Source organism: Corallococcus sp. AS-1-12, from assembly GCF_020036995.1.
In the GTDB taxonomy this organism is placed as follows: domain Bacteria; phylum Myxococcota; class Myxococcia; order Myxococcales; family Myxococcaceae; genus Corallococcus.
The window spans coordinates 70,533-95,851 of record NZ_JAIQDD010000025.1 but is presented as its reverse complement, the minus strand read 5'-3'; the positions used below and the strand labels follow the sequence as shown (position 1 = coordinate 95,851).

Genomic DNA, 25,319 nt, shown 5'->3' with positions numbered 1-25,319 from the left:
ATGTTCCGACTGGAGTGTGAATGGCTCGACGCGCAGGACCCCGGCCGCTCGGGCTTCGACCTGGGGCACATGACGTTCACGAGCGACACGGGGACCTGCACCTCCAAGGGCAGGTCCCCGGACCAGGCCATGATGCTCGCCGTCTCGTTCGTGGGGCTGCTCGACGGGCTCCAGGCGGTGGTGGCGGGCGGCGCGAAGGAGCACCTCTTCGTGGGGGCTGACTCGTCGTTCAGCCTGCGCTTCAAGCGCGGCAAGAAGGGCCGCATCGCCATCCAGTGCGGCACGGCGTCGCTGGGCGAGGTCGAGTCCGACGAGCTGTGCCGCGCCGTCCTGGAGGGCGTGGAGTCCTTCATGGCCCGGCCCGAGAGTGCCCTCCCCCCGGGAGATGCTGCGCGAGGCGACCTGGAGATGACCCTGCGGGAGTTCCGAAGGGCCGTCCCGGGGATGTGAGCAGGACCGGGCCCCTCTGGCAGGGGTGGAGGGGCCCGGTGGCAGTCCAAACGGCTAACATGCCCGCACCCGAAGACGCCCATGCAGGCAGGAGGGCCGCGTGGCATCCGTTGAAGGCATCCCCCCGAGGTCGCAGGCCCTGGAGCTTCAGGCCCCCCTGACAGGCGTGCTGGATGCCCTGGCGGTGCTCCCTCCCACCCAGAAGGCCCGCCGCTTCCGGAGTCGCGTGGGGCACCGGCTGGCCTCCCTGGCGAGGATCGCGGTCTTCCTCGTGTTCCTGTGGGTCGCTGGCACCGCCGACGGCCCGGTGTCCGTCGTGGCGGGAGTCCTCGCGTTCGTGCTGGGGGCGGTGCTGTGGTTTCGCAGTCTGCTGCCCCGCCGCTTCCACGCGGAGGGCCATCCCGGGGATGCGCTCGACCGCCGGCCGGAGCTGGTCCGCCGGGTGCTCCTGCGGCTCAAGACGGACCTCGCACCCCACACGCCCGTGCGCCTGCGGTTTCGTCCCGACCCGCGTCCCGAGGGCCCGGGCTCGAGCTTCTACGGCATGAAGCTCCCCCGGAAGGTCATGCCGGATGTGTTGGATCCCTGGCTCACGCTGGAGACGCGGCTGGCGGACGGCTCGCACCTGCGGCTGAGCGCGGTGGAGCGCCGCAGGAACAAGGTCAGCGCCCCTGGCCCCAACAGCTTTCGGCGTCGCACGAAGGTCAAGGAGTACGACACCCTGTTCCTGGAGGCCCGGCTGCGCGTGAAGGCGAAGCGGCACCCTGCCCTCGCGGGGCTGTCACCCGACCGGGCCCGGGAGGCGGTGCGCCTTCCGCCGGGCGCGAAGCTCCAGCGGCTGCGCATCACCGGTGAAGAACTCCGGCTCCGGATCCGGCTGGAGGAGTCGTGGCTTCCCCAGGTCCCGAGGGACGCGGAGGCTGAAACATCCCCTGCCCCGGACGCGTCCCGCGCGGTGACGATGGTGCTGCTGAGCCTCTACCAGATGCTCCACCTCGCCCGGACTCCCGAGGCCGTCAGGCGCCGCCGCTCCGGTTGAGCCCCCGGGCCCCTCTTCAGATTCCATTCGACGTAGTCGTTGTGGCGGCTGATGCCCACGAACAGGAGCGGGAGCCCCACGGCCGCGAGGACGCCGCCAATCACCAGGAAGGACCCAAGACAGACATCCTGCGTGTCGCGAGGAACCAGGCTCGTCGCGGCCCCGGGCTGCCCTGGAGGGAGGGGGTGGTGTTGACCGCTGCAACAACACACCCCCGGGTGTCACCCCTGAGGCTTCCGCTGGCCCGCCGGGCCGCCTTGTTCCGGCGGCCCCCCATCCCCACGTCTCCCAGGCCCGGTCAGGGGGTCGCGAATGGTGGTGTTCCTCATGGACGGGCATTGCGCGCCCGCAAGGGTGGTGCGCCACTCGACCGCGGCGCGCAGGCTGCGCCTGGAGGTCCCCGACCTGCAATGGAACGCCTTCCTTGGCAAGCGGCTGGAGCGGACCTTCGCCACCTGGCCCGGCGTCGAGGAGGTGAGCGCGCAGCCTCGCACCGGACGGCTGCTGGTGCGCTACACGCCACAGGCCCCGCTGCTGGCCCGGCTGCGCCAGGAGCCTGACGCTCCGAGCCCCCACGCACCCGCGCCGGGCAAGGCCCGCCCGACGCAGGGCACGCGGCGCGGGCCTCGGGCAGCGTGGCACGCGATGACGGTGGACGCGGTGCTGGCCCGGCTGGACGGCACGGACCATGGACTCTCCCCGGAGGAGGCGGCCCGGCGGCTCAGGCGCTTCGGCCCCAACGTCGTGCAGGAGGAGGCGCCGCGCTCGCGTCTGGCCATGCTTGGCTCGCAGTTGGCCACCGTGCCCACGGTGCTGCTGCTGGGTTCGGCGGGGGCCTCGGCGCTGGCGGGCGACGGGCTGGAGGCCTCCGCCATCCTCACGGTGGTGGGGCTCAACGCGGGCATCGGCTACCGCATCGAGCGCCGCAACCAGGAGCTGCTCGCGTCGTGGCAGAAGTTGGAGGCGGGCTCGGCGCAGGTGCTGCGCGGCGGCGTCCTGCTCACGGTGCCCGTGGCGGAGCTCGTGCCCGGGGACGTGGTGCTGCTGCGCGCCGGGGACGTGTTGCCCGCGGACATGCGCGTGCTGGACGCGCACCGGCTCTCCGCGGACGAGGCGCTGCTCACCGGCGAGAGCGAGCCGCAATCCAAGCAGGCCGCGCCGGTGGACGCGGAGGCGCCGCTGGCGGAGCGCGCGTCGCTGTTGTTCGCGGGGACGACGGTGGCCTCCGGACATGGGCGCGCCCTGGTGGTGGCCACGGGCGCGGACACGGAGATGGCGCACGTGCGGGAGCTGGTGGCGCAGGAGTCCGCGCCGTCCACGCCGCTGACGCGCAAGCTGGGGCAGTTGGACCGGCGCGTGGCGGTGGCCTCCGTGGGCGCGGCGACGCTGTCCGCCCTGGCGGGGCTGGCCCATGGCCGCTCCGGCCCCCAGGTGCTGCGCGGCGCGGTGGCGCTGGGCGTGGCGGCGCTGCCGGAGGGCATGCCCCTGGTGGCGACCGCGGCGCTCGTGCGCGCCATGCAGCGGCTGCACGCGCGCGGCATGGTGGTGCGGCGCGTGTCCGCCGCCGAGGCGCTGGGAGGCGTCACCGTCATCTGCGCGGACAAGACGGGCACCCTCACGCGCAACGAGATGCGGCTGGAGGTGCTGGACATGGGCGATGGCCCCCTGGAGCTGTCCGCGCTGCGCCCGCGGCCCCAGGCCGTGCTGGAGGATCCGCCCACACTGGCGCTGGCGCTGGGCCTGCTCAACAGCGACGTGGACGTCCACCACCGGGGCAAGACGCTGGAGGTGTCCGGCAGCGCCACGGAGAAGGCGCTGGTGACCGCCGCGCACGCCGTGGGGCTGGACGGGGCCGCGCTGCGCCGCGCGTTTCCCCGCCGCCACCTTCGCGAACGCTCCGAGGCCATCCACTACGTGCTGAGCGTCCACCATGCGCCTGACGACGGCGCGGTGGCCTTCATCAAGGGAGCGCCGGAGCAGGTGCTGGGCATGTGCGAGCGGGAGTCGCGCGGGCCGCTGGACGCGCGGGGGCGGGAGCGGCTGGCGAGGCGCAACGACGCGCTGGCGGCGGACGGGCTGCGCGTGCTGGCGCTGGCCTGGCGGCGGCTCGCCCGGGACGACGGCCCCGCGCCGACGGACGGGTACACCTTCCTCGGCTTCGTGGGGCTGAGGGACCCGCTCCGTGACGGCGCGGCGGAGTCGGTGCGGCAGGCGCGGCACGCGGGCATCCGCACGGTGGTGTTGACGGGAGACCAGCCCCGCACGGCCGAGGCCGTCGCCCGGCAGGTGGGCCTGGAGGGAGCCACCCTCACCCCGCATGAGCTGGCGGAGCTGCTCGGGTTGTCAGGCGAGGCGCTCGCGGACGGGCTCGCCCGCACCTCGGTGCTGGCGCGCGTGACCCCGGAGGACAAGCGGAAGCTGGTGAAGGCCCTGCGCGCGCAGGGGGCCATCGTCGCCATGGCGGGGGACGGCATCAACGACGCCCCGGCGCTCCGGGCGGCGGACGTGGGCGTGGCGGTGGGCGTGCGCTCCAGCGACATGGCGCGCGCGGTGGCGGACGTGGTGATGGCCAGCGAGGACCTGCGCAGCATCATGTCCGCCGTGGGCGAGGGCCGCATCGTCCAGGACAACCTGCGCCGGGCGCTGCGCTTCCTCTTCGCGACCAACCTCTCGGAGATGGCGCTGGTGCTGGGCGCGAGCCTGGTGGGGTTGCCGGAGCCGCTCTCGCCGCTGCAGTTGCTGTGGATCAACCTCCTCACGGACACGCTGCCGGGGATCGCCCTGGCGCTGGAGCCGGGGGACCCGGCCATCCTCGACCGGCCCCCGGCGCCCCCCGGGATGCCGCTGCTCACGCGGCCGGCGGCGCTGCGGGTGGTTCGCGACGGGGCGCTGCTGGCGGGCGTCGGCGGGCTGGGGCTGGCGCTGGGAGGCCCGCCGCTGGCGTTCGGGACGCTCACCGCGGCGCAGCTCGGCTATTCGGCCGTGTGCCGCGCTCCTGGAGAGGCACGGCGCAATGTCTCCAAGGGCGGCGGGTGGCGCCTCCCCGTCTTCGTCGGCGGGGCCGCGGCCATGCACGCGGCGGCGCTCACCCTCCCGCCGCTGCGGCGGGTGCTGCGTCTTCCGGCGCCCACCCTGCTGACGTTCGGCGGACTGGCGGCGGGGCTGGCCCTGCCGGCCCTGGTGGGCGCGGTGCCCGCGTGGGGCGGCCAGGTGGTGCGCAGGACGCGGCGGGTGACGGACACAACCTCTTCCCTGGAGACATCCTCATGAAGTTCGACCTCCCCTCCTTCCTCATGGGCTACGGCGCGGGCGCGAGCACGGTGCTGGTCGCCAGGCACCTGCGGCCGCTGCTCGTGGAGGTGGCCACCGCGGGCTACCGCTTCGTCGACATGGTGGCCGCGCGCACCGCGATGAAGCAGGAGGACCTCGAGGACCTGCTGGCGGAGGCGAGGGCGCGGGCCCGGCGAAGCGAACAGACGCGGCCGGCGGGCGAGGCCCAGGCCTAGGGAGCGCGCATGCCTCGGATCATCTACGTCATCCACTCGTCTCCCGGGCGCACGCGCCTGCGGCTGCCGTGGCTGCGACATGACGCGAAGCAGGCCACTTCGCTGGCGGACGACCTGCTGCGTGTGGAGGGCGTCCACGAGGTGCAGGTGCGGCCCTACACCGGCAGCGTGCTGTGCATCCACGATCCCCAGGACCTGGACACCGGGCACCTGCTGGCGGAGGTGCGACGGCGCACGGGCGTGGACGTGGTGGTGCACCCCGGGGAGGCGCCCCCGCCCGAGGAGGCGGCCCTGCTGCGCTCCCTCGCGGAGGGCAGCGGCGTGGCGAGAGCGGCCAGCCTGTTCTTCAAGGGCGTCAACGTGGACGTGCTGCGCGCCACCGGGGGACACATGGACCTGGGCGCGCTCGCGACGCTGGGCTTCGCGGCGGCGGGCGCGGTGGAGGTGGCCATGAAGGGCAAGCTGTCCGCCCCTCCCTGGTTCAGCCTGGGCTGGTGGGCCTTCCGCACCTTCGTCAGCACGGAGGAGGTGGCCATCCAGAATACCCAGGCCCAGGTGCGCCAGGACGGCGGAGACACGCCCGGCTGAAGTCCGCTCGCGGCGATGGCCCTCCGCGGGGCACCAGCCAGCGCGGCGGTCGAACCGGTGAGCCTTGGTGCCCGGTGGCAACGCCCTCAACGTCCTGGGGAAACGTCCGATGACGTGAGGCGAAGCCCGCGTCCAGGGCGCTTCACGCGACCCAGGAGGGGTTCATGGCAGACACAGACGGCAGCGCAAGGTTGAGGAAGAGGTGGTGCGGGCCCCTGCTCGCCCTGCTCCTGGGAGCGACACCCCTGCTCGCGAGCGCGCAGCAGGCAGAGCAAGCCCCCGCCGAGCGCGCCGAGTCCGAAACCCAGATCGACCCGCGGGCCCAACGCACCCTGCGCCAGATGAGCGACTTCCTGGCCGCGCAGCGTGAGTTCTCCGTCCGCACCGAGGGGACGATCGATGAGGTGCTCGACTCGGGGCAGAAGGTCCAGTTGCAGCGCGCGGGCGACGTGAGCCTCCAGCGGCCCGACCGGCTCCGCGTGGACCGCGCCGGAGACCTGGCCAAACTCCACCTCTTCTACGACGGCCAGCGGCTCACCGTTCACGGTGAGAACGCCAACGCCTATGCGACGACGCCCGCGCCCCCCACCCTGGATGCCACGCTGGACATGGCTTCCCAGCGGCTCGGATTGGATGCCCCCGGCGGGGACATGCTCTTCAGCAATCCCTACACCGCCCTCACCGAGGACGTGCGCTCCGGGAAGTACCTGGGCCGCTCCATGGTGAACGGCGTGCCCGCGCACCACCTGGCGTTCCGCAACCGGGACGGCGTGGACTGGGAGTTGTGGGTCGAGGACGGCCCGCAACCCCTGCCGCTCAAGTACGTCATCACGTCCCGGGACCTGCCGGGCGCGCCGCAGTACTCGGTGACCCTGTCCGATTGGAACCTGTCGCCCCGGCTCAGCCCGGACCAGTTCCAGTTCACGCCCCCACCCGATGCCGTGCGCGTGTCGTTCCTCGCGCCGGACTCGCAGGGCGGAGCGCAGCAAGGAGGCTCGAAATGACCACGCGTTCGCGCAAGTCCCGCCAGCGGGCGGCGGTGATGCTGCTGGGGCTCTTCTTCGCAGGAGAGCTGCTCCCGGAGGTGGCCCTGGCCCAGGACGGCACGTCGCGCCGGGTGGCGCGGCGCACCTCGCGGCGCACGGCCGCACGTCAGGACGCCTACTACGGAAACAACACGACCGTGGTGGCGGTGCCGGCGGGCGCGCACACCGTCACGGCGCTCCCCGCGGGCTGCACGGCCACGACGGTGGGCGGCGTCGCCTACCAGCAGTGCGGCGGCGTCCGCTACCGCCCCTACTACCAGGGGGACACGCTCGTGTACGTCGTCGAGTAGTCCCTGGCGCTCCGGCGGTGACGCCCTCCCCCGCCGCCGGAGCGCCCGTCGTGGCTAGGACAGGAGCTCCACGTACCCGTCCGTCCCATGCACGCGGATCCGCTGCCCGTCGCGGATCCGCCGGGTGGCCTGCTCCACGCCCACGACCGCCGGCAAGCCATACTCCCGTGCGATCACCGCGCCGTGGGTCATCTGGCCGCCGACCTCCGTCACCAGTCCCTTGAGGGACACGAACAAGGGCGTCCAGCTCGGATCCGTGAAGCGGGTGACCAGGATGTCGCCCGGTTCGAGCCGGGCCTCCGCCATGTCCAGGATGACGCGGGCCCGCCCCTCGACGCTCCCCGAGGAGACCGCCAGCCCGACCAGCGCGCCGGCCGGCAGATCGTCGCGCCGGTATTCGCCGTTGATGACCTCGCCCTCCGACGTGATCACCCGGGGCGGCGTGAGCGCTTGATGCGCCCTGAACGCTTCCTTGCGCAGGCGGATGAGCAGGTCATCCGCGTGGTTCGTGCGCACGACGTCGTGGAGCTCCTGGAGCGTGAGGTAGAAGATGTCTTCCTTCTCCCGAAGCACGCGGGCCTTCACCAGGCGCCCGGCTTCTTCCAGCAGGGCCTGTTTGTAGACGAAGTAACGGCTGACGATGCCGTACTTGGGAAACTCCCGGTACCCCATGAAGGTCCGGACCCGGTCGATCATCCGCTTCGTCTCCGCGGCCTTCCCCTCTCCGTCCGGCAAGGCCCGCAGGCGCTCCAGCACCTCCTCCTCCTTCTTCCTGGCCTCCTGACGCCCCTGCTCGAAGCGCCGCGCTCCGGCGCCCGGCTCGAAGTTCTGGATGTTGCCGAGGAGGATGGGCACGAGCGTGGTGGGCCGCTCGCTCCAACGCGGCTTCGTGATGTCGATCTCACCGGCGCAGCGCATGCCGTACTTGTCGAGATAGGCGCGGATGGCGTCGCGCGCCTCGCGCCCTCCCGGGAGCGTGGCCATTTCCTCCAGGAAGCCCTCGTCCTCGACGTGCCGCAGGAAGGCCACCACCTCCGGATGCGGGCGGATCACGTCCGCGACCTCCAGGAGCGCCAGCCCCATCTCCGACGTGACGTTGTGGGGGACGGACTGCGTGAGCGTGTCGGCGGCGTTCTTCTCGCCCAGCCACGACTGGAGCTGCGCGTTGAGCCACCAGGTGGCCTCCACCCCGGCCATGATCGCCTGATGGCTTCGCGGCTCGAGCATGAGCCGCTTCAGCTCCTGGATGTCCGCCAGGATGAAGTCGATCAGCGCCGCCCCGGACTTCGTCTGGATGTCGCGCTTCAAGGCGGCGATGGAGGCCTGCGTGCGGCCAATCAGCTCGTCGACGATGGCGGGGTCGGTTTCAATGGGGGCGGGTGGGCCGCCAGCGGGAGGCCCGCCAGGGCTCGCGTCCGGGAGCGGCCGGGTGACGTCGCTGCGTCCGATGAGGGTCTGAAGCGCGTCCCGGATCAGCGGGTCGGATTTCCCCAGGCCCTCCAGGAGCGCCGTGCGGCCCGCGGGCGAAGCCAGGGCCTGGCTGATGTCGATGAACAGCCTCCCGCCTGCCTCGAACATCGGCCGCAAGGCGGTCAGTTGGAACAGGGAGAGCCCCAGGGGCTTCATGGCGTCGGTCATCATCTGCTGATGACCGACGGAGACGTAGACGTGGTGCTCCCGGTCGCCGGCCTGGGGGATGGGGAACAGCGTGGTGATGGGGCGGCTCTGGACGAAGCAGAACGCGTCGTCGACGAGGCACCATTCGATGTCCTGGGGACCTCCGAAGTGCGCTTCGATTCTCCGGCCCAGTTGTTCGAGCCGCACGACCTGGGCATCCGTCAGCGCGGGCTGCCGCTGCCGCTCTGGCTCGATTGCCTGTTCGCGCGTGCCGCCTTCCGGCAAGGCGTGGATGGCGCGCTGCTTGGTGGCGATGGTCCGGGCGATGACCTCGCCGTCCCGCACCTTGTAGGAGTCCGCGTTCACCAGGCCGGAGACCAGGGCCTCGCCGAGACCGAAGCTGGCCTCCACGGAGGCGACCTTGCGGTTGGAGGTGAGGGGGTCGGCCGTGAACAGGATGCCGGCCGCCTGCGGGAAGACCATCTGTTGCACGACCACCGCCATGCGGACCTTGCGGTGGTCGAAGCCGTTGCGCAGGCGGTAGCTCACGGCCCGCTCGGTGAAGAGCGAGGCCCAGCACCGGCGGACGTGCTGGAGGATCGACGCCGGCCCCACGACGTTCAGGTACGTGTCCTGCTGGCCCGCGAAGGAGGCCGTGGGCAGGTCCTCCGCCGTCGCGCTCGAACGGACGGCGTAGGCGGCATGCTCGCCGAGCCGGGCGTGCGCGTGGGTGATCGCCGAAGCCAGCTCGTCAGGGATGGCGGTCCCTTCGAGGGTCCGGCGGAGCTCCGCGCTGAGCGCGCGGAGCGGCTCCCGGTCGTCTGGCTTCAGGCGCGATAGCTGGATGAGCTGGTCGTTGACCGACGGCGCTTCCGCCATGACCCGCTGGAAGGCGTCCGTCGTGACACAGAAGCCATCCGGCACGCGGATGCCGTCGAGCTTCGAGAGTGCCCCCAGATGCGCGCCCTTGCAGCCAACGACCGCGACCTGCGACGGGTCAATCTCCTGGAGACCCAAGACGTAGCAGCGCATGCGTTCCCCTCCCTTACGCGAAAGGGCTGCACTGTACTCCTTTGAAGTCCCCTGGAGGCCCGAGCGGCGGCGTGAAATCCTCTGCCGAACGCCGCTGAGGTCGGAATGAGGGAGGCAGGAGCGATGGGGTTTGGAAATCGGTCAGCGCTGGGCTCGGCATTCATCGTGCTCCTGGGCACGAGCGTCCCGGCGGGCAGCGCCGAGCCCGCGGCGCAGGGGGGCCTCGAGCTCAAGCGCTTCAAGGCGAGCGAGACGACCGGGGCGATGTATGTCCTGCGCGCGACGGGCTGCCGCAAGGCGGGCGACACCTGCCAGCTCGAAATCGAGCTGAGCGAAGGGTCAGGAGGGAAACGTAAGGCGAAGCTGCCCGAAGGAATGGCACACGGGCTCCAGAAGGCCGCGTCTCCCGCGAGCTGGACCTCTGGCGAGGAGGAGCAGAACGTCACGACCTCCGTCCAGCCGGTCCGGCTGACGGCCGGGGAATGGGGGCTCCTCGTCACCCAGGAGGGCGGGTTCGAGCATGTCCATCGCCGGCACCGCCTCTACGCGGTCAAGGACGGCGGGGTGGCGGAGGCCTGGAACGGGGATGAGAACTTCGCGGGGCCGGAGAGTTCCCACGTCGGCCCGTACCCGCTGAAGCCGGGCTCACCGGTCGAGGGCTTCTTCAGGGAGTATGTCTTTCTTTCCGCGGAGCCCGACCAGTGGAAGCTCGACGCCTTCCGCTGGGATGCCGCCGGACACAAAGTCGTGAAGGAACTCCAGCGCCGGCCCGAGCGCTACGCGGCCATCATCGGAAGCTTCAAGACGGTCGAGGAGGCAATCGCTTCCCGCGACAGTGCGCAGTTGGATCAAGCCTGCACGAACAGCTTCCTGGTGCTCCCGACCACGCCGCACAAGCGGCTGACGCCAGGGATCTTCATCGTGACGAGCATCCACGCGGACAAGAAGTCAGCCGAGGCCGCGCTGAAGAAGGTGGGCGCCTGCAATCCGAAGGTCTCCGGTTACGTCAAGGCGCTGGGACTGAACGCCTTGCCTGTTCCTCCGTGAGGACACCATGTGGATGAAGTGCGTCTTGTCTGATGAGGAACTCAAGCGGAGCACCTCGTCCGAAGCGGATGACTTGCTGGTGGGATACCATCTCTTCCGCACGGCCGTTTTCTTCGGGACGGATTCCCAACCCAAGGTATTTGGGGATGTGCTGGCCGCGGAGTCGGGTGACTTCAGCAAGGCCTTGTTCATCGTGCCAGGAGTAGACTTCGCGCTGGCATGGTCGAGTGTCTTTCCCTGGCTCGAGTCCTCCGAGAAGAAATGGGTCTATGAGCATCCAGACGATGCCGCGCGGCTCGTGCTGGAGAAGGTCGGCAGCGAACGGGTTCGTCTCTACCTGGACTGGGAGCCTGCGGAGTTCGTTGAAGTGGGTGAGACCGAGCTGGGAGAGGTGAGCCTCGAGGTGGTGGACGCGCTGGTCATCAAGTTGGTGGACCACCTCCCCCGATGTCCCGCCAAGGACGTGGCAGAGAGCCTGGAGAGCCTGGAAGAGGCCTACTCGGAGCTGGAGTAGCGCGAGGCGCCGGCCCCATCCGTCTCACAGATGGGGGAAACGACCGACGGTGCTCCCTCCCAGCAACACGGGGAGCTTCAAGCTGAGGACGACCGCCCCTTCCACGCCATACCGGGGCCGGTGGTCCTCCGTCGCGAAGAGCGGGATGCCCAGACGCAGGCCCACCGAGCCGTAGATGAACGAGAAGTAGGGCGCGACATGGAGCCCCGTCGTGGCCACGTGCGCCCGGGTCTCTGTTTCGTGCATCAGGCCCAGCTCCAGCCCCAGCAACGTGAAGTTGCCCTGGATGCCCGCGCTCAGCCGGGTGTGCGCATCCTCCATCCGCTGCGCCTGGCCAAACACCCCCAGGGCATGGATGTCGTTCGCGATGTTGAGGGACGCCTCCAGGCCCACCCCCGTCCCCCGCGCCGAGCTGCTGAACAGGGGGCCCACCATGAGCCAGGTTTCGTCCCGGGGCAGCGAGGGCAGTTCAGCGCGGGCCAACGGCGCGGTCAGGACACAGAGCAGGAGCAGGAGTCGGCTGGACATGCCGCGAAGGGTTAGCAACCGCCATGCCCTGGACTGCCTCCTCCGAGAACCCGCCGGCGCCGTGTGCAGCGGGCTGCACGGTGTGCACCGGCTGGCACGCCCTCCCTTAAGTCGCGCCCGGCTTCAGCGCGGACGCGGAGCGCAGCAGGCCCGCGCCGCTCACGATGAGGATGCCGGTGAGCACCAGCACCGCGCCCACGGCGAAGGAGAGGTCCGCGTGTTCATTCAGCACGAGGATGCCCGCGCTGACGCCGAACAGCGGCGTCATGAACGAGAACACCGACAGGTTGGAGGCGAGGTAGCGGCGCAGCAGCCAGAACCACGCGAGGTAGCTGGCGAAGCAGACGATGACGCCCTGGAAGAGCAGGCTCGCCCAGGCCACGGGGGCCATCGTGATGGGACCCGCCTGCCCCGTGAGCAGGGCCACGGGGAGCAGCAGCGCGACGCCGCCCACCAGTTGATACAGCAGCGTCTGCGTGGGCGGTGCGTCGGACAGCGACGAGACGCGAATCACCACCGTGGTGGCCCCCCAGGCCAGGCCCGCGAGCAGCCCCATCGCATCCCCCCGGAGCACGCCCGGGCCGAGGCCGCCTCTCAGCCAGCCGCCCCCAAAGGCCAGCGCGATGCCCGCGAAGGCCACGGCGATCCCCAGCCACTGCGTCCGCTTCAGCCGCTCGGAGGGCACGAGCCAGTGCAGGCCCAGCGCCGAGAACACGGGCGCGGTGTAGAGGAAGACGCCCATGTGCGAGGCGTGCGTGTGCCGCAGCCCCTCCCCCACGAAGAGGAACTCCAGGGAGAAGAGCACGCCCACGAGCAGGCCGGGGCGCCACGGCCCACGGCGCAGCAGCCCCCGCTCCCCCCGCAGCCAGCACAACAGACTCACGAGCAGCGCGGCCACCCCCGAGCGCAGCGCCATCTGCATCAGGTTCGGGACGTGCGGAGCGGCCAGCTTCACGGCCACCTGCTGCATGCCCCAGATGGCGCACAGCACGACCATGGTCGCGAACGCGAAGCCATCCGCGGGTTTCCGGTGAGAGCTCATGACTTCATCCTGCGGCTGACGGGGCGGATGGATATAGCGAGATTCCGACAACCCATCCCGAGAAGCCGCCATGGCGAAGCAACTGCCAGTTCCCTTCACCTCAAAGCTTCCACACCCCGTGTATTTCCGCTCGGCGAGCCTGCCCGCGGCGGCGGCCTATCCGCGTCACCGCCATCCCTGGGGTGAGTTCGTCTACGCCTTCAGCGGGGTGATGGAGCTCAAGCTGGCGGGCAGCCACTACCTCGCGCCCCCGCAGTACGGCATCTGGCTGCCGCCCGACCTGGAGCACCGGGGCATGAACCGCTTCGAGGCGACCCACTGCTCGCTCTACCTGGACCCCGCGTGGTGCCGGGGGCTGCCCAGGACGGCGTGCGCCATGGCGGTCAGCCCGCTGATGAAGTCCCTGATGGAACACCTGCGCGCCCACGAACTGGCGCAGCCACGCACCAGCGCCGAGCGCAGGTTGTTCCGGGTGCTCATCGACCAGTTGGCGCTGGCGCCCTCCCATGGGAGCTACCTGCCCATGTCCGATGATCCGCTCCTGCGGCCGGTCCTCACGGCGCTGGAGCAACACCCGGAGGATGAGCGCTCCCTGGCGGAATGGGCCAGGGAGCTGCACACCACCGAGCGCACGCTGGAGCGGCGCTGCCAGCAGCGCCTGGGCCTGTCGTTCAGCGAATGGCGCCAGCGGCTGCGCGTGGTGAAGGCGCTGGCGATGCTGGAGCAGGGACACGCGGTGGAGGCCATCGCGCTCGACCTGGGCTACAGCAGCGCCTCCGCCTTCATCGCGATGTTCCGGCGGATGACGGGCACCACGCCGGACAAGGTCCGCGGCCACGGCTTCGTGGCGTCGTGACGGGCCTCCTCGCGCTCAGGGCACCGCGCTCACGTCCACGTCGATGACGCGGGGCTCCTCGGTGCTCGTCGTGCCGGTGACCGAGGGCATCACGGCGGACACCTGGAGCGTCAGCGCCCATTCGCCCGTGCTGAGCTGGGTGGGCACGTACTTCCAGGAGAGGTGCACGGGCCCGGCGGTCTCACCCTCGGCCACGAGCGCCTCGCGCGCCCGCTCCTCGATCTGCGCCGTCGTCAGGCGCGTCCGGAGCAGGTGGCCCGACCGGGCCAGGGCCGGCCAACTGATGAGCGCGCGCTGGAAGCCGCCATCCGGTCCGTGGGAGACCACCGCGCGGTGGCCCTCCACGCGAATGCCATTGATGGCGCGCATCACGAAGGTCTTGTGGCGGTGCAGCTCCGGCGCTCCGAGGACCCCGTTGTCCTCGCTCTGGGTGAACGACTTCACCTGCCGCACCTGCCCCAGCTCCGCCGTGGGGATGCCCCAGCGCTGGAGGCGGGCCAGGGCGTTGCGCTGCAGGAGCGCGGGGTCCTGCGGCGTCTCCGGGCCGCTGGCGACCTTGTTCAGCACCAGCACCTGGCCCTCGGACGGGTCGCGCTCCAGCTTCCAGGACGGGGACTCCAGGCCCGCGCGGGAGCCCAGCGCGTCCGTCTGGGTGAAGGGCTCCGTCGTCCCCACCAGGCCGCGCTGCAACATGGCGTCGCCAAACGCGGTGCTGGGAAGCAGCGTCGTGGGAAGGCCTCCGGTGGGAGGCGTGGCGATCTCCGTGGAGTCGAAGATGAAGCCGACGGTCGCCCGGGCGGACCGGGTGGTGACGGCGGCGGGATCCATGAAGGCACCGCTGTCACAGCCAGCGGCGGCGGCGAGCGGCAGGACGGTCAGGAATCGGATGAGCAGATGGCTTTTCATGGCGGTTCGTTCTTTCGGTGGGAGGTCGATCTCGGCGGCGGTCACTCGGGCAGCTTCTGCCCGTTGTCGGGGTCGCAGCCCCCCACGTAGAAGTAGCTGGAGGCGCTCTTGCTGCCGGTGTTCTTGCGATCGTTCCAGCCGCCGGCCTCGAACATCGCCACGCGCTGCGCCTTGCTCTGTCCGAAGACGATGGACACCGGGCAGTCGTCGTTGTTCTTGCCGACCTGCCAGTCGTAGGCCTCGTCGATCCAGTTCTCGCCCACGCCGTCGACCCGTGAGTTCGCCACGTAGCGCCGCACATAGCGCTTCACGAAGTTGCCGCACGACGAGTCACCGTGAAAGGCATTCCACATGCTGAAGCCGCTGGAGGGCGTCGTGAACTGCTGCCGGTACCCGCCCTGCTTCCAGACCTGGAAGTCGCCGGACTGACAGGCCTTCACGACGGCGATGTTCAGCTTGCCGTTGCCCAGGTTCATGTGGGTGTCCGTGACGGCGGAGCACGCATCCACGTTGGTCCCCATCACCAGCCAACTGCGCAGGTTCGCCTCGCTGTGGCCGCCGTGGGTGTGCACGAAGAGGACGTCCGCGTCGTCCACGCCGACGTTGGCCTGGGTGTCCTTCGCGTCGGCCGCGGGCGCCTTCGAGGCGTCGGTCCAACTGTCCGCGCGCGCCCCCGAGTTGTTGATCGTCCGGACGTCCGACCAGTATCCGGCGCTCACGAGCGAGTTGAAGTAGCTGGCGAACTCCGCCGCCGTCTTCGTATGCACGGAGTGCGATTTGGCATCGCACTGCCCCGCGCCGCCGAAGTTGGCGATGCCGTAGACATGGGTTTCGTTCGCCAGCGCCGCCGCGGGCAGGAGCATCGCGAGCGCCGCGGCCGTCCACGGGTGTGACTGCATCCGGAGTCTCATGGTCCGTCCTTCTCCCCGTCTGGGGTGTCGGTGATGGCCCATCAACGAAATCCGGCGGGAATTTCCCTCACCCCCCTTCGCGAAAAAGCTCCGGAGGACTGCGCGAATCCGCACACAAACTCCGGCGCGGGGTCTTGTACGCCGGGTCCAATGGCTGTCCTGGCATTCCGCGTTTATCCATTCTCCCCTGCTCTCAGGGAGACTTCATGCCGACACCCCCGATGCGGCCTCACGACGTGCGGGCTGCCATCCGCGCTGCCGTCCTGGAACTGTGGTGGGTCGCGGATTGTGTCGTGCTTCCGGCACCGGCTGACGCGGCGCGCGGGACGGATGCCTTTGAGGTCTACGTGGCCACGCGGGGCCACCTGACCGAGCCGATGATCGTCCAGCACATCCGCACCCATTGCCCCCACAAGGTGGGGCCGCTGCACGTGTTCCTCATCCCGGCCATCCCTCCCCTGGACAAGGAGTCCGCCCTGCGGAGCTCCGGGCTGGGTGTGCTCGATGAGCCGGTGGTGGACACCTGGCAGAAGGTCGTCGATGGCCTCCTCGGACCCGACACGTGGCAGGTGTCCGTCGAGGACCGGGCATTTCCGCCCGGGGTCCTCCGGCTGCGGCGTCCCCCACGGGCTCCGCCAGTGGCCTCGGGCCGCGCGACGTCCACGAGGAAGCCTGGCCTTGCCGCCCGGCGGGCCTTCTCCGACGGAGGGCCCGCGCTGACAGGTCCGGAGAAGACGTTGGTGGACGTGCTCCTCTCCGCGGTGGAACAGGCTCCAGGGCAACGGATGATCCACGTCGAAGGTGACGGCGTGGACATGCCGGACACCTACCGGGAGCTGCTCGAACGGGCCCAGCGGGTCGCGGGAGGCCTGCGCGCCGCGGGGCTGCGTCCTGGCCAGACGGTGCTGCTCCAGCTCGCGGGGACGTTCGACTTCATCACCGCGCTCTGGGGGGCGCTGCTCGCGGGCGTGATCCCCGCGCCCTTGACGGTCCCCGCTGAATACGCGGACGGCATCCCCGGCGTCAGCAAGCTCGTCGCGGCCTGGACCGCGCTGCACCGGCCGCTCGTCATCACCCAGTTGTCGCGCCTGGACTCCCTCCGCTCCTTCGCCCGGGACGCCGGCCACGCGCTGAAGGCCGCCCCCATCGAGGAGCTCACGCGCCAGCTCCCGGTCGAGCCGTACCGGGACGCGGACCCGGACTCCGTCGCGCTGCTGCTGTTCACCTCGGGCAGCACGGGGACGCCGAAGACGGTGCCGTTGACCCACCGGGCCATCGTCACCGAGGCCCGGGGCAGCGCCTACGTGAAGCGGATGGGACCTGACGACGTGTCCTTCAGTTGGATGGCGCTGGAGCACGGCGGCAGCATCGCGATGATGCACACGCGCAACCTGCTCTCGCGCTGCGCGGAGGTCCACGTGCCCACGCAGCTCATCCTGGGTGAGCCGCTGCGCTGGCTGGACTGGATGGAGCGCTACCGGGCGAGCCTGAGCTGGGCGCCACACTTCGCGTTCGGGCTCATCGTCGGAGAGCTGCCCCGGCTGACCGGCGAGCGCAAATGGGATCTCTCCCGCGTGCGGATCCTGATCAACGGCGGTGAGGCCATCTCCGCCAGGGTCGCCCGCCAGTTCCTCCAGACCCTTGCGCCCCACGGCCTGCGGCAGGACGCGCTCTGGCCCGCGTGGGGCATGTCCGAGACCTCCTCGGGCGTCACCTATGCCCGCGACTTCCGGCTCGACACCACGTCCGACGAGGACGAGGTCGTCTCGCTCGGGCCGCCCATCCCCGGCGTGCGGCTGCGCATCGTCGACGACGGCGACGCGGTGGTGTCAGAGGGTGAAATCGGCGCGCTGCAGATCCAGGGGGACACCGTCCTCCGGGGCTACGTCGACAACGACGCGGCCAACCGGGAGTCCTTCACCTCCGACGGGTGGTTCCGCACCGGAGACCAGGGCTTCCTGCTCGACGGCCGCCTCACGCTGACCGGGCGCTCCCGCGACACCATCATCATCAACGGCGCCAACCACTTCGGCCACGAGATCGAGGCCACCGTCGAGTCGCTCCCCTTCATCGACCGCTCCTTCACCGCGGCGTGCGCGGTTCGCGCGGAGGGCGCGGTGACGGATCAGCTCGCCCTCTTCTTCCACCTGCTGCCGGGCACGAACGAGCAGGAGGCCCTGCAACGCATCCGCGCCGCCGTGGCTCGCGGCCACGGCGTCAACCCCGACCACCTGATCCCCGTGGAGCGCGCGGACATCCCCAAGACGGACCTGGGGAAGATCCAGCGGACCCAGCTCTCGCGCGGCTTCGCCTCGAAGCTCGCGGCCCGGAGGCCGGAGGCCGAGCACGACACCCTGCCCGCCTGGTTCTTCCACCGCGTCTGGCGCGCCTCGCCCCTGGACGCCACCGCGTCCGCCACGAACGAGCCCGTGCTCCTCGTCGCGGACAGCCGCGGGCTCGCCGAGGCCCTGCGGCGCGAGCTGGCCCGCCGTGGGCAGCCCTGCGTCACCGTCATCCCGGCCCTGGTGCCCGACGTCACCCGCGAGGGCCCGCACCGCTACCGCATGGACGTGGAGAACCCCGCCCACCACCGCGACCTCCTCCACGAACTCAGGACGGCGGGCTTCACCCCCAGACATGTCCTCCACCTGGCCGACTCCGCCACGCCCGACGTGCCCGCGACGCCCAAGGCCCGCCAGGACGCCTGTCTGCGCGCCTGCGGCTGGATCGTCCCGATGCTGGGTGCGCTCGACGCGCTCGCGCCCAGGCAGGTCCTGCTGAAGGTCATCACCCTCCAGGGCCAGCGCGTCACCGACGCTGAGCCGGTCTACCTGCCCCACGCCGCGGCGCGCGGCCTGCTGGCGGGTGCGCCCCAGGAGCTTCGCTGGCTGCGCGTCACCCACCTGGACCTGCCCCGCGAGCAACCCGAGGCGAACGCACGGCGCATCCTGTTGGAGGTCGACGCCCTCACCGTGGAACCCGAGGTGGCCTGGCGGGGTGAGCAGCGGTTCGTCACGAGAATGGTCCCCAGCCTCCCCGAGGGCGCGGTCCTCGACGCCGCCAGGAGCGAGGAGGGAGGCCTCGTCGTCGTCACGGGAGGGCTGGGCACCGTGGGGCGGCAGGTCTCGGAGTGGCTCCTCCGCCAGAAGCCCTCCCGCATGCTCATCCTGGGCCGGACGCAGGAGCCCGCGCTGTCCGATGAGCAGCAGGGAGTCCTGACGGTGCTGCGTGAACACGGCAAGGTGGACTACCAGGCCATCGACGTGCTCGACGCCGACGCCGTCCTGGCCGCCATCGAGCAGGCGGAGTTCCTTGCGTCCCAGCCGGTGAGCCGGGTGTTCCACCTGGCGGGCCACTACGAGGAGCGGCCCCTCCTGGAGACCCCGCCGCAGGCCCTGGCCACCGCGCTGGGCCCCAAGCTCGTGGGGGCGTGCAACCTCTGGCGGGTGGTGAGACAGCGGCCGGGCGCGCAGCTCGTCCTGTTCTCCTCCGCCGTCGCGACCCTGGGGGGCGCGTTCCAGGGGGCCTACGCCGCCAGCAACGCCGTGCTGGACGCCTTCGCCGAGCAGTGCCACCTGGAGGTCCAGGGGGAGCCGTGCGCCCCCGTCTGCCGGAGCATCGGCTGGAGCTACTGGCGTGGCGAGCGCACCCGGGACCTGGAGGTGACAGGCCAGGCCACGGCGCGCGGCTATGCCCTCATGGAGCCCGCGCAGGCCCTGGACTCCCTCCCCTTCGCGCTCTCCGCGCCGCGGGCCTCCGGGCTCGTGGGGGTGCTCCCGGGCGGGCACCTCCTGCGCTCCCGCGTGGAGCGCACGCCCGAGCCGCTACGAGCCGTGGTCGCGCGGGGACCCGGCCGGCTCAAGGAGGCGGCGCGGGCCGCGGTCGCGCCCATCCGCGTCACGGATGCCTCGGGTGTCGGCGTGCCCGTCTCCGTCGAGGAGGCCACCGGCGCGGCGCGGCCCGACTCGGACACCACCGTGTCGACGCGACCGCTGCGCAAGCTGTTCGCGGACGTGCTCGGACAGCCGGACGTTGGAGACACGGACGACTTCTTCGAGCGCGGTGGCAACTCCATCCAGCTCGCGCGGCTGCATCGCGGCGTGGAGGCACTCTTCCAGCGCGAGGTCCGCTGGGCGGACATGCTGCGCTGCCGCACAGTGAAGGCGCTCGCGGAGCTGCTCGCGGGCGGCGTGGCCCAGGAGACCCGCTTCCTGACGAAGGACGGCCTGCGCTTCGCCTACCGCGTCGTGGCGGGTCCGGAGCGGCCGTTGACGGGCTCGCCCATCGTCATCGCCAGCGGCGCCTTCCAGGACATGTACGCGATGCCCAAGCTCGAGCGGCTGCTGCACCCCCTGGGCTCGTTGATCATGGTCGACCTCCCCGGCTCGGGCGTGGCGGACGACCTGCCCCCGGAGCGGGGCTTCGACTTCCTGGCGGACTGCATCGAACACCTGCGCGAACACCTGGAGGTCCCCAGGCTCCACATCGTCGGCATCTCCTATGGAGGCTCGACCGCGTATGAGTTCGCGCACCGCTACCCGGAGCGCGTCGACCACCTGGTCGTCGTCGGCACCTCGGCGGAGCTCCCCGAGGGCTCCATTGCCCGGTTCGACGTCAACGCGGAGGTGATCCTCGAAGGCCAGTTGGAGTCCTTCATCCAGAAGCTGGTGGCCGCGACGATGGCCCAGGATCCGGCGCACCACGTCCGGGAGGCCGAGTCCACCCGCCAGCTCGTCGAGAAGGCCTTCCACCAGGTCACCCCGCGAGAGGCGCGCCGCTACACCCACGTGCAGAACCGGCTGCTGGTCACGGCGAGGGATCCCCGGCACAGCCCCATGAACCGCCCCGCCCTGGTGTTCACCGGGGAGTACGACCCCATCACGCCGCCGGGCTACGTCCGGCGGCTGGCGGAGACCATCCCCGGAGCCCTGTTCACCACGGTCCGCGAGGCCGACCACCTGGTCCTCATGGAGCGTCCAGAGGAGATGGCCGACCTCATCCGCCGCTTCCTCCAGGACCTGGACCTGGGCGGGCTCGACTACACCTCCGCCATCGAGCAACCCACGCCCCCCCGGGCGGAGAGGACGTCGGAGCGGATGATCAGGGACGAGGTGGGATAGCCAGAGGGCCTTCAGCGCGCCGGCGTGTTCCACCGCTCGACCATCAGGTCGATGAAGCGCCGCACCTTCGCCGGCAGGTGGCGCTTGCTCGGGTAGAGCGCGAGGATCGGGACCTGCTCCGTCTCACAGGACGGCAGCAGCGCCTTGAGCCGCCCGCTCGCCAGGTCTTCGTCGACCAGGAAGCCGGGAAGATAGGCGATGCCCAGCCCCGCGACGGCCGCGTCGCGGATCGCCTCGCCGCTGTCGAGCCGCAGCCGGCCTCGGCCTTCCACCCTCACCGCGGAGCCGCCCTTCTGGCGCAGCAGCCAGGGCTGGCGTCGCGTCCGGCTGCTGAAGACCAGGCACTCATGGGCCGCCAGGTCCTCCGGCGTGCGGGGCTCGCCGCGCGCCTCCAGGTAGGCGGGCGCCGCGCAGACGAACACCGGGTAACGGGCCACGGTCCTCGAAACCAGGCGCGTGTCGTTGCTGGAGGCATTGATGCGCACCGCCAGGTCGTAGCCCTCCTCGATGATGTCCGAGACCCGGTCGGAGAAGCTCACCTCCGCCTGCACCTCGGGCCAGGTCCGCAGATAGTCCCGCAGCAAGGGAAGGACATGCAGCCTGCCGAACGCGGCGGGCAGCGTGAGCCGCAGCACCCCTCGGGGCGTCCCCGTGCGCTGCCCGACGCTGGCCTCCGCGTCGTCCAGCGCCGCGAGGACCTGCTGGCAGTGCTCATGAAAGACACGGCCCTCGTCGGTCAGGCTCAGGTGACGTGTCGTGCGGTTGAGCAGGCGCACCCCCAGGCGGGACTCCAACCGGGCCAGGGCCTTGCCCGCCGCCGAGCGCGTCAGTCCGAGGGCCTCTCCGCCTCCCACGAAGCTGCCCGCGTCCACGATGGACATGAAGGCGAAGATCTCATCCAGGTGGGCGCGCTTCATCGATGGCGCGCGATTGTAGCGACCGGGTCGCGGGAGAGGGGAACGCTGTTCCCCAGTGGCCCCGGTATACGGGTCCGGCACCCACCTCCCCTCTGGAGATCATCCATGCCCGTGACCCTGCTCAACCCCGAAGGAATCATGAAGCCCGACGTGTACCGGCAGGTGGCCATCGCCACCGGAACCCGGCAGGTGCACATCGCGGGACAGGTGGCGTACGACGCGGAGGGCCAGTTGGTGGCTCGCGGCGACCTGGCCGGACAGGTGGCCCAGGCCTACCGCAACGTCGCCCTCGCCCTCGCCGCCGCCGGGGCGACGTTCGACGACGTGGTCCGGCTGACCATCTACGTGGTCGATTGGAAGCTCGAATCGATGCCGGCCTTCCTCGCCGGTATCGAGCAGGTCGCCAGGGAGTTGAAGATCACCCCAGCGCCGGCCTCGTTGATCGGGGTCTCGGTGCTCTACGAGCCGGGCATCCTGGTCGAGGTCGAAGCCACGGCCGTCGTGGGCTGAGCTTAAACAGACACATTGCCCGTCTGTGTTTGGACTCCCCGCCACCCTACCCGCCCGGAGGGGGCGCGCCGACCCCAGACGGCCGTGTATGCGCAGACCCGTGGAAACCCCCTAGCCGCGCCTCCAACGCGCTGTGCAACACGGCCAGATCGCAATCCTCCGCGCCCACGGGAATCACCCGTTTTGCTCGTTCTGATTTGCAGTTAAATACAGACCAGTGTTAGGAATGCGGCGGCTTCGGCCAACCCCACACAATCAACTCAGGAGTAGTCCATGACGAGGAACGTGAAGCGTTTCCTGGCCGCCTCCCTGTTGTCCCTCGCGCCGTCGGTTGCCCTCGCCGGCCCGGCCGACCTCGGGTTCCCTGACTTCCTGTCGCAGCGCAGCGAGTACGTCAGCGTTCGCGAGGGCGCGTTCGAAGTTCCGCAGGTGAAGGGCGGCGCGTCCATTGGCGCGGCCCTGGAGAACTTCTTCGTCTCCAACCAGAGCGGCGCCACCATCTCCCTGGGCCTCCAGGTCGTGAACGGCACGTTCAACGGCGTGTTCTCGCCCTATCCCGTGCCCACCGCGAACCTGGGCGGGTTCCAGATCAGCGCCCCCGCGCCGGCCCCGTCGTTCTCCCAGCAGTACTACTGGACGGTCGACCCGGCGAACCCGGCCGGCGTGAAGACGTGCGTCTGGCGCGTGGACATCGCGGACTCCGCCGGGACCTGCACCGCGACGGTCTATTACGGCACCTACGGCGGCGCCGTCTGTGCGCTCGACACCATCAACTCCTTCATCGACGTCAACACCTGCCAGGCGCAGATCGTCACCATCATGCAGTGACGTGAGCCTCACGCCGCCCGGGGCCCTCGCAAGAGGCCTCGGGCGGTGCCCGTGGATGGCTTTTCTCCCGGGAGACGACCCATGAGGCGCGAGCAATGGCATTGGCGTGTCGCCACCACCCAACGGGAGCTCGACGACGCCGCCCGCGTCCGCTGGGCTGTCTTTGGCGGAGAGCTGGGGCTGCTGTCCGAGCAGTCGGCGCTGACACGGCGGGAGGTGACCTGCGTCGACACGTTGGACACCACCGTCCACGTGCTCGTGTATGTCGGCGCGGAGCCGGTGGCGACGATGCGGGTGGCGCTGCCCAACGCGGAGGTGGCGGCGAACCTGGGCGGGACGGTGGGGCTCGAAATGGAGCAGCGGCTGGACCTCTCCGCCTTGCTCCGGCCGGGGATGGTGCTCGCCGAGCCCTCGCGCTTCTGCGTGCTGCCGAGGTGGCGGCGCTCGGAGGCCGTCACGTGGCTGCAGGCGGGCATGTACATCGAGAGCCGGCGGCGCGGGGTGACGCACTGGATCGCGTCCGCGAACCTGGAGACGGATGCGCCCGAGGACGCACTGCTGTCCTGGCGCGTGGTGGCGAGCCGGGGATGGCGGAGTCCGTGCTTCCGGTTGGACGTGCCTGACCCTCGGGAGACCGCGGCGCAGTCCCGCACGCCCTTCTACACCCTGGAGGAGCGGGCCCGGGCGAAGCTGGGGCAGTTGGAGGGCCTGCGGGTCCCCAGGTCGCCCTCGCTCTTCGCCAGGACGATGGGAGCGCGCTTCATCGCGGAGCCGCTCTACGACGCGTATTTCCGGTGGTTCACGCTGCCGCTCATCATGGCGCTCGATGAGATCCCGGCGGACTCCCTGGCGCGCTTCCATGCGCTGGAGGACCGCTTGCGCTCCGCCGCGTAGGCCCGGAGGAGCGCCTCCCTTCCCTCACCTTCAACCCCCATACAGGAGACGCACGTGCAAACACAGACGGAGCAGCAGGCGGGAGACACCTGGCTGGCGGCGCTGGACGCGGAGGCGCGGGCGCTGGTGGCGGCGGTGGACGCGCAGCCCGACGCCCGGCGCATGCTCGAGGGCACCCTCGACGCGGAGGGCTACATCCACTACCTCGTCCAGACGTACCACTACGCGCGCTGGAGCACGGCGCTGCTCAGCGAGGCGGGCTACCGGCTGAGGCACCTGGGACGCCATCCGGAGCTGGCGGAACTGTTGATCCAGAAGGGCGAGGAGGAGCGGGGGCACGACGAGTGGTTGCTGTCGGACCTGAAGAACCTGGGGTGCTCGCGGGAGCAGGTGGAGGCGGCGGCGAAGAGTCCGGCGGTGGATGCCTATACGGGGTGGAACTTCTTCACCTCGCGCGCGGGCGTACCGACGGCGGTGCTGGGGACCTCGTACGTGCTGGAGTACCTGTCGCAGACGCGGGCGGGCCGATGGGCGGAGCGGATGCAGGCGGCGTCCGCCATTCCCAACATCCACAAGGCGGTGACGTTCCTGCGCAGCCATGGGGCGCTGGACGGGGACCACGTGGCGGAGATGGTGAAGATCCTCGGGAGGCTGACGGACCCCGAGGACCAGGAGGCCATCCTCTTCTCGGCCCGGGTCGCCCGGAGCGTCTACCCGCGCATCTTCCGTGAGGGTGGCGCGTCCAGCCGTTCCCTCGCGGCATAGGGCCCCACGGATTCAGCGACGCTCTCGGCGCGCGGCCGGGAGCAGGCGCCGGGCGTGGCGCTGCTTGGGCCCGGAGAGCTGAAGTCCATCCCCGCGCCCCGAGCCTCACCCGGCCGCGCCGCGCAGCTTCGCGGCGAGCAGCTCGCGCATGCCCGTTGGCTCACGCCCGAGCAACCGCCGCAGCGTGGGGTCGACGGCGGAGGGGGCGTCCGAGGATGCCCGACGCGACCTCGCACAGCTCACCGAAGTCGAGCGCCTGCGACGCCGTGAGCGGCGGCGTCGGCCCGTCGAACCGCCCCTCGTTTGTCAGGACCACCGCCGCCGCCTCCGCCAGGTCGGCGTGCGTGGTCCAGGAGACCTTCCCGTCCGCGGGCGCCTCGAAGCCCCCCGATGGCAGGGCCCGCTCCAGCAGGACCGCCGCGCTCGAGGCGTAGAAGCCATTGCGCAGCGCGGTCCACGAGAGCCGGGACTCGCTCAGCATCTGCTCCGTCGCCGCGTGGTCGAGCATCGGAGGGAAGGCCGACGTACGGCTCGCGCCCATGTGGCTCGTGTAGACGATGCGCCGCGCTCCGGCGGACCGCGCGGCGTCGATGGCGGCGCGGTGCTGGGCCCAGGGGGTCACCTCCCTGCGCGGCGGCGTTCCTCGGGCTCGTGTCGTCGATGTGCAACGGCGCGGTGCTCACGCTCCTGCGCCAGCCCGAACGGCACCGCGACCTCAAGCTGTCCGACGCCGCGCGAGAGACGGTCCTGGCCGCGATCACCACCGAGGCGGCGTCGCCGGCGCACACGGAGGCCCGTGCAGCGGCCACCACGCTGCGAGCCTCCCTGGACCGGCTCACCGTCCTGACCCCGGGCGAAAGCGCGCTGTTGAGCGAGCTGCTGGCGCGCATCACCGACGCCGGGTGACCGCGCG

The 25,319-nt window shown here is 70.9% G+C and carries 23 protein-coding genes; 16 read left to right on the top strand and 7 right to left on the bottom strand.

Translation table 11 applies throughout. From position 1 onward, the window contains the following. The 7 genes from K8556_RS30005 to K8556_RS29975 all read left to right on the top strand — a co-directional run bounded on the left by K8556_RS30005 (window position 1) and on the right by K8556_RS29975 (window position 6,919). Window positions 1–450, top strand: coding sequence for a hypothetical protein (locus K8556_RS30005; RefSeq protein ID WP_223743536.1), 450 nt, complete (start codon window positions 1–3; stop codon window positions 448–450). A gap of 100 nt (window positions 451–550) precedes the next feature. Beyond that, on the top strand, window positions 551–1,489 hold the full coding sequence (locus K8556_RS30000; RefSeq protein ID WP_223743535.1) for a hypothetical protein: 939 nt from the start codon (window positions 551–553) through the stop codon (window positions 1,487–1,489). Window positions 1,490–1,801: 312 nt separating this feature from the next. Continuing rightward, window positions 1,802–4,759 (top strand): cation-transporting P-type ATPase, encoded by a 2,958-nt coding sequence (locus tag K8556_RS29995; RefSeq protein WP_223743534.1) that lies wholly within the window; start codon window positions 1,802–1,804, stop codon window positions 4,757–4,759. Further along, window positions 4,756–4,995, top strand: coding sequence for a hypothetical protein (locus K8556_RS29990; protein WP_223743533.1), 240 nt, complete (start codon window positions 4,756–4,758; stop codon window positions 4,993–4,995). The genes K8556_RS29995 and K8556_RS29990 overlap by 4 nt, the downstream gene beginning before the upstream one ends. 9 nt (window positions 4,996–5,004) lie before the next feature. Beyond that, window positions 5,005–5,583 carry an HMA2 domain-containing protein gene (locus K8556_RS29985; RefSeq protein WP_223743532.1) on the top strand — a complete coding sequence of 193 codons (579 nt, stop codon included), beginning with the start codon at window positions 5,005–5,007 and terminating at the stop codon, window positions 5,581–5,583. Between the two features lie 164 nt (window positions 5,584–5,747). Beyond that, on the top strand, window positions 5,748–6,587 hold the full coding sequence (locus tag K8556_RS29980; RefSeq protein WP_223743531.1) for a DUF2092 domain-containing protein: 840 nt from the start codon (window positions 5,748–5,750) through the stop codon (window positions 6,585–6,587). Continuing rightward, window positions 6,584–6,919 (top strand): hypothetical protein, encoded by a 336-nt coding sequence (locus K8556_RS29975; protein ID WP_223743530.1) that lies wholly within the window; start codon window positions 6,584–6,586, stop codon window positions 6,917–6,919. The genes K8556_RS29980 and K8556_RS29975 overlap by 4 nt, the downstream gene beginning before the upstream one ends. Window positions 6,920–6,973: 54 nt before the next feature. Here K8556_RS29975 and rph read toward each other — a convergent pair whose 3' ends face one another. Then, complete coding sequence (rph, locus tag K8556_RS29970) at window positions 6,974–9,568, bottom strand: rifamycin-inactivating phosphotransferase (protein ID WP_223743529.1); 2,595 nt, start codon at window positions 9,566–9,568, stop codon at window positions 6,974–6,976. Window positions 9,569–9,733: 165 nt separating this feature from the next. On the opposite strand from rph, the gene K8556_RS29965 reads away from it, so the two are divergent. Together K8556_RS29965 and K8556_RS29960 are read left to right on the top strand one after the other, a co-directional pair. Continuing rightward, window positions 9,734–10,615, top strand: coding sequence for a hypothetical protein (locus K8556_RS29965; protein ID WP_223743528.1), 882 nt, complete (start codon window positions 9,734–9,736; stop codon window positions 10,613–10,615). 13 nt (window positions 10,616–10,628) lie between these two features. Further along, window positions 10,629–11,129 carry a hypothetical protein gene (locus K8556_RS29960; RefSeq protein WP_223743527.1) on the top strand — a complete coding sequence of 167 codons (501 nt, stop codon included), beginning with the start codon at window positions 10,629–10,631 and terminating at the stop codon, window positions 11,127–11,129. A gap of 24 nt (window positions 11,130–11,153) precedes the next feature. On the opposite strand, the gene K8556_RS29955 is transcribed toward K8556_RS29960, so the two are convergent. Next, on the bottom strand, window positions 11,154–11,657 hold the full coding sequence (locus tag K8556_RS29955) for a hypothetical protein (protein ID WP_223743526.1): 504 nt from the start codon (window positions 11,655–11,657) through the stop codon (window positions 11,154–11,156). Window positions 11,658–11,763: 106 nt separating this feature from the next. Then, complete coding sequence (locus tag K8556_RS29950) at window positions 11,764–12,699, bottom strand: DMT family transporter (RefSeq protein ID WP_223743525.1); 936 nt, start codon at window positions 12,697–12,699, stop codon at window positions 11,764–11,766. Between the two features lie 118 nt (window positions 12,700–12,817). Here K8556_RS29950 and K8556_RS29945 point away from each other — a divergent pair, with 118 nt between their 5' ends. After that, a complete protein-coding gene (locus tag K8556_RS29945; protein ID WP_223743524.1) occupies window positions 12,818–13,555 on the top strand; it encodes a helix-turn-helix domain-containing protein in 738 nt (245 codons plus the stop codon). A gap of 15 nt (window positions 13,556–13,570) precedes the next feature. On the opposite strand, the gene K8556_RS29940 is transcribed toward K8556_RS29945, so the two are convergent. Next, the gene (locus tag K8556_RS29940; protein ID WP_223743523.1) at window positions 13,571–14,461 is read right to left on the bottom strand and encodes a hypothetical protein; all 891 of its coding nucleotides are present in this window, start codon (window positions 14,459–14,461) and stop codon (window positions 13,571–13,573) included. Between the two features lie 41 nt (window positions 14,462–14,502). Continuing rightward, the gene (locus K8556_RS29935; protein WP_223743522.1) at window positions 14,503–15,372 is read right to left on the bottom strand and encodes a hypothetical protein; all 870 of its coding nucleotides are present in this window, start codon (window positions 15,370–15,372) and stop codon (window positions 14,503–14,505) included. Between the two features lie 293 nt (window positions 15,373–15,665). On the opposite strand from K8556_RS29935, the gene K8556_RS29930 reads away from it, so the two are divergent. Beyond that, window positions 15,666–20,492, top strand: a complete 4,827-nt coding sequence (locus tag K8556_RS29930) for an alpha/beta fold hydrolase (RefSeq protein ID WP_223743521.1) — start codon at window positions 15,666–15,668, stop codon at window positions 20,490–20,492. Between the two features lie 11 nt (window positions 20,493–20,503). Here K8556_RS29930 and K8556_RS29925 read toward each other — a convergent pair whose 3' ends face one another. Beyond that, window positions 20,504–21,409: a LysR family transcriptional regulator gene (locus tag K8556_RS29925; RefSeq protein WP_223743520.1), complete on the bottom strand. Its 906-nt coding sequence runs from the start codon at window positions 21,407–21,409 to the stop codon at window positions 20,504–20,506. Between the two features lie 105 nt (window positions 21,410–21,514). Here K8556_RS29925 and K8556_RS29920 point away from each other — a divergent pair, with 105 nt between their 5' ends. The 4 genes from K8556_RS29920 (at window position 21,515) to K8556_RS29905 (ending at window position 24,406) form a co-directional block, all read left to right on the top strand. Beyond that, window positions 21,515–21,919, top strand: a complete 405-nt coding sequence (locus K8556_RS29920; protein WP_223743519.1) for a RidA family protein — start codon at window positions 21,515–21,517, stop codon at window positions 21,917–21,919. A gap of 273 nt (window positions 21,920–22,192) precedes the next feature. Further along, window positions 22,193–22,747, top strand: coding sequence for a hypothetical protein (locus K8556_RS29915; protein WP_223743518.1), 555 nt, complete (start codon window positions 22,193–22,195; stop codon window positions 22,745–22,747). An 81-nt stretch (window positions 22,748–22,828) separates the two neighbouring features. After that, on the top strand, window positions 22,829–23,641 hold the full coding sequence (locus tag K8556_RS29910) for a GNAT family N-acyltransferase (protein WP_223743517.1): 813 nt from the start codon (window positions 22,829–22,831) through the stop codon (window positions 23,639–23,641). A 54-nt stretch (window positions 23,642–23,695) separates the two neighbouring features. Further along, window positions 23,696–24,406 (top strand): iron-containing redox enzyme family protein, encoded by a 711-nt coding sequence (locus K8556_RS29905; RefSeq protein ID WP_223743516.1) that lies wholly within the window; start codon window positions 23,696–23,698, stop codon window positions 24,404–24,406. A gap of 160 nt (window positions 24,407–24,566) precedes the next feature. Here K8556_RS29905 and K8556_RS29900 read toward each other — a convergent pair whose 3' ends face one another. Then, window positions 24,567–25,028 (bottom strand): NAD(P)H-binding protein, encoded by a 462-nt coding sequence (locus tag K8556_RS29900; RefSeq protein WP_223743515.1) that lies wholly within the window; start codon window positions 25,026–25,028, stop codon window positions 24,567–24,569. A 29-nt stretch (window positions 25,029–25,057) separates the two neighbouring features. Between K8556_RS29900 and K8556_RS29895 the strand changes: the two genes are divergently transcribed. Beyond that, window positions 25,058–25,312 (top strand): hypothetical protein, encoded by a 255-nt coding sequence (locus K8556_RS29895; protein ID WP_223743514.1) that lies wholly within the window; start codon window positions 25,058–25,060, stop codon window positions 25,310–25,312. The last annotated feature ends 7 nt before the right edge of the window (window positions 25,313–25,319 follow it).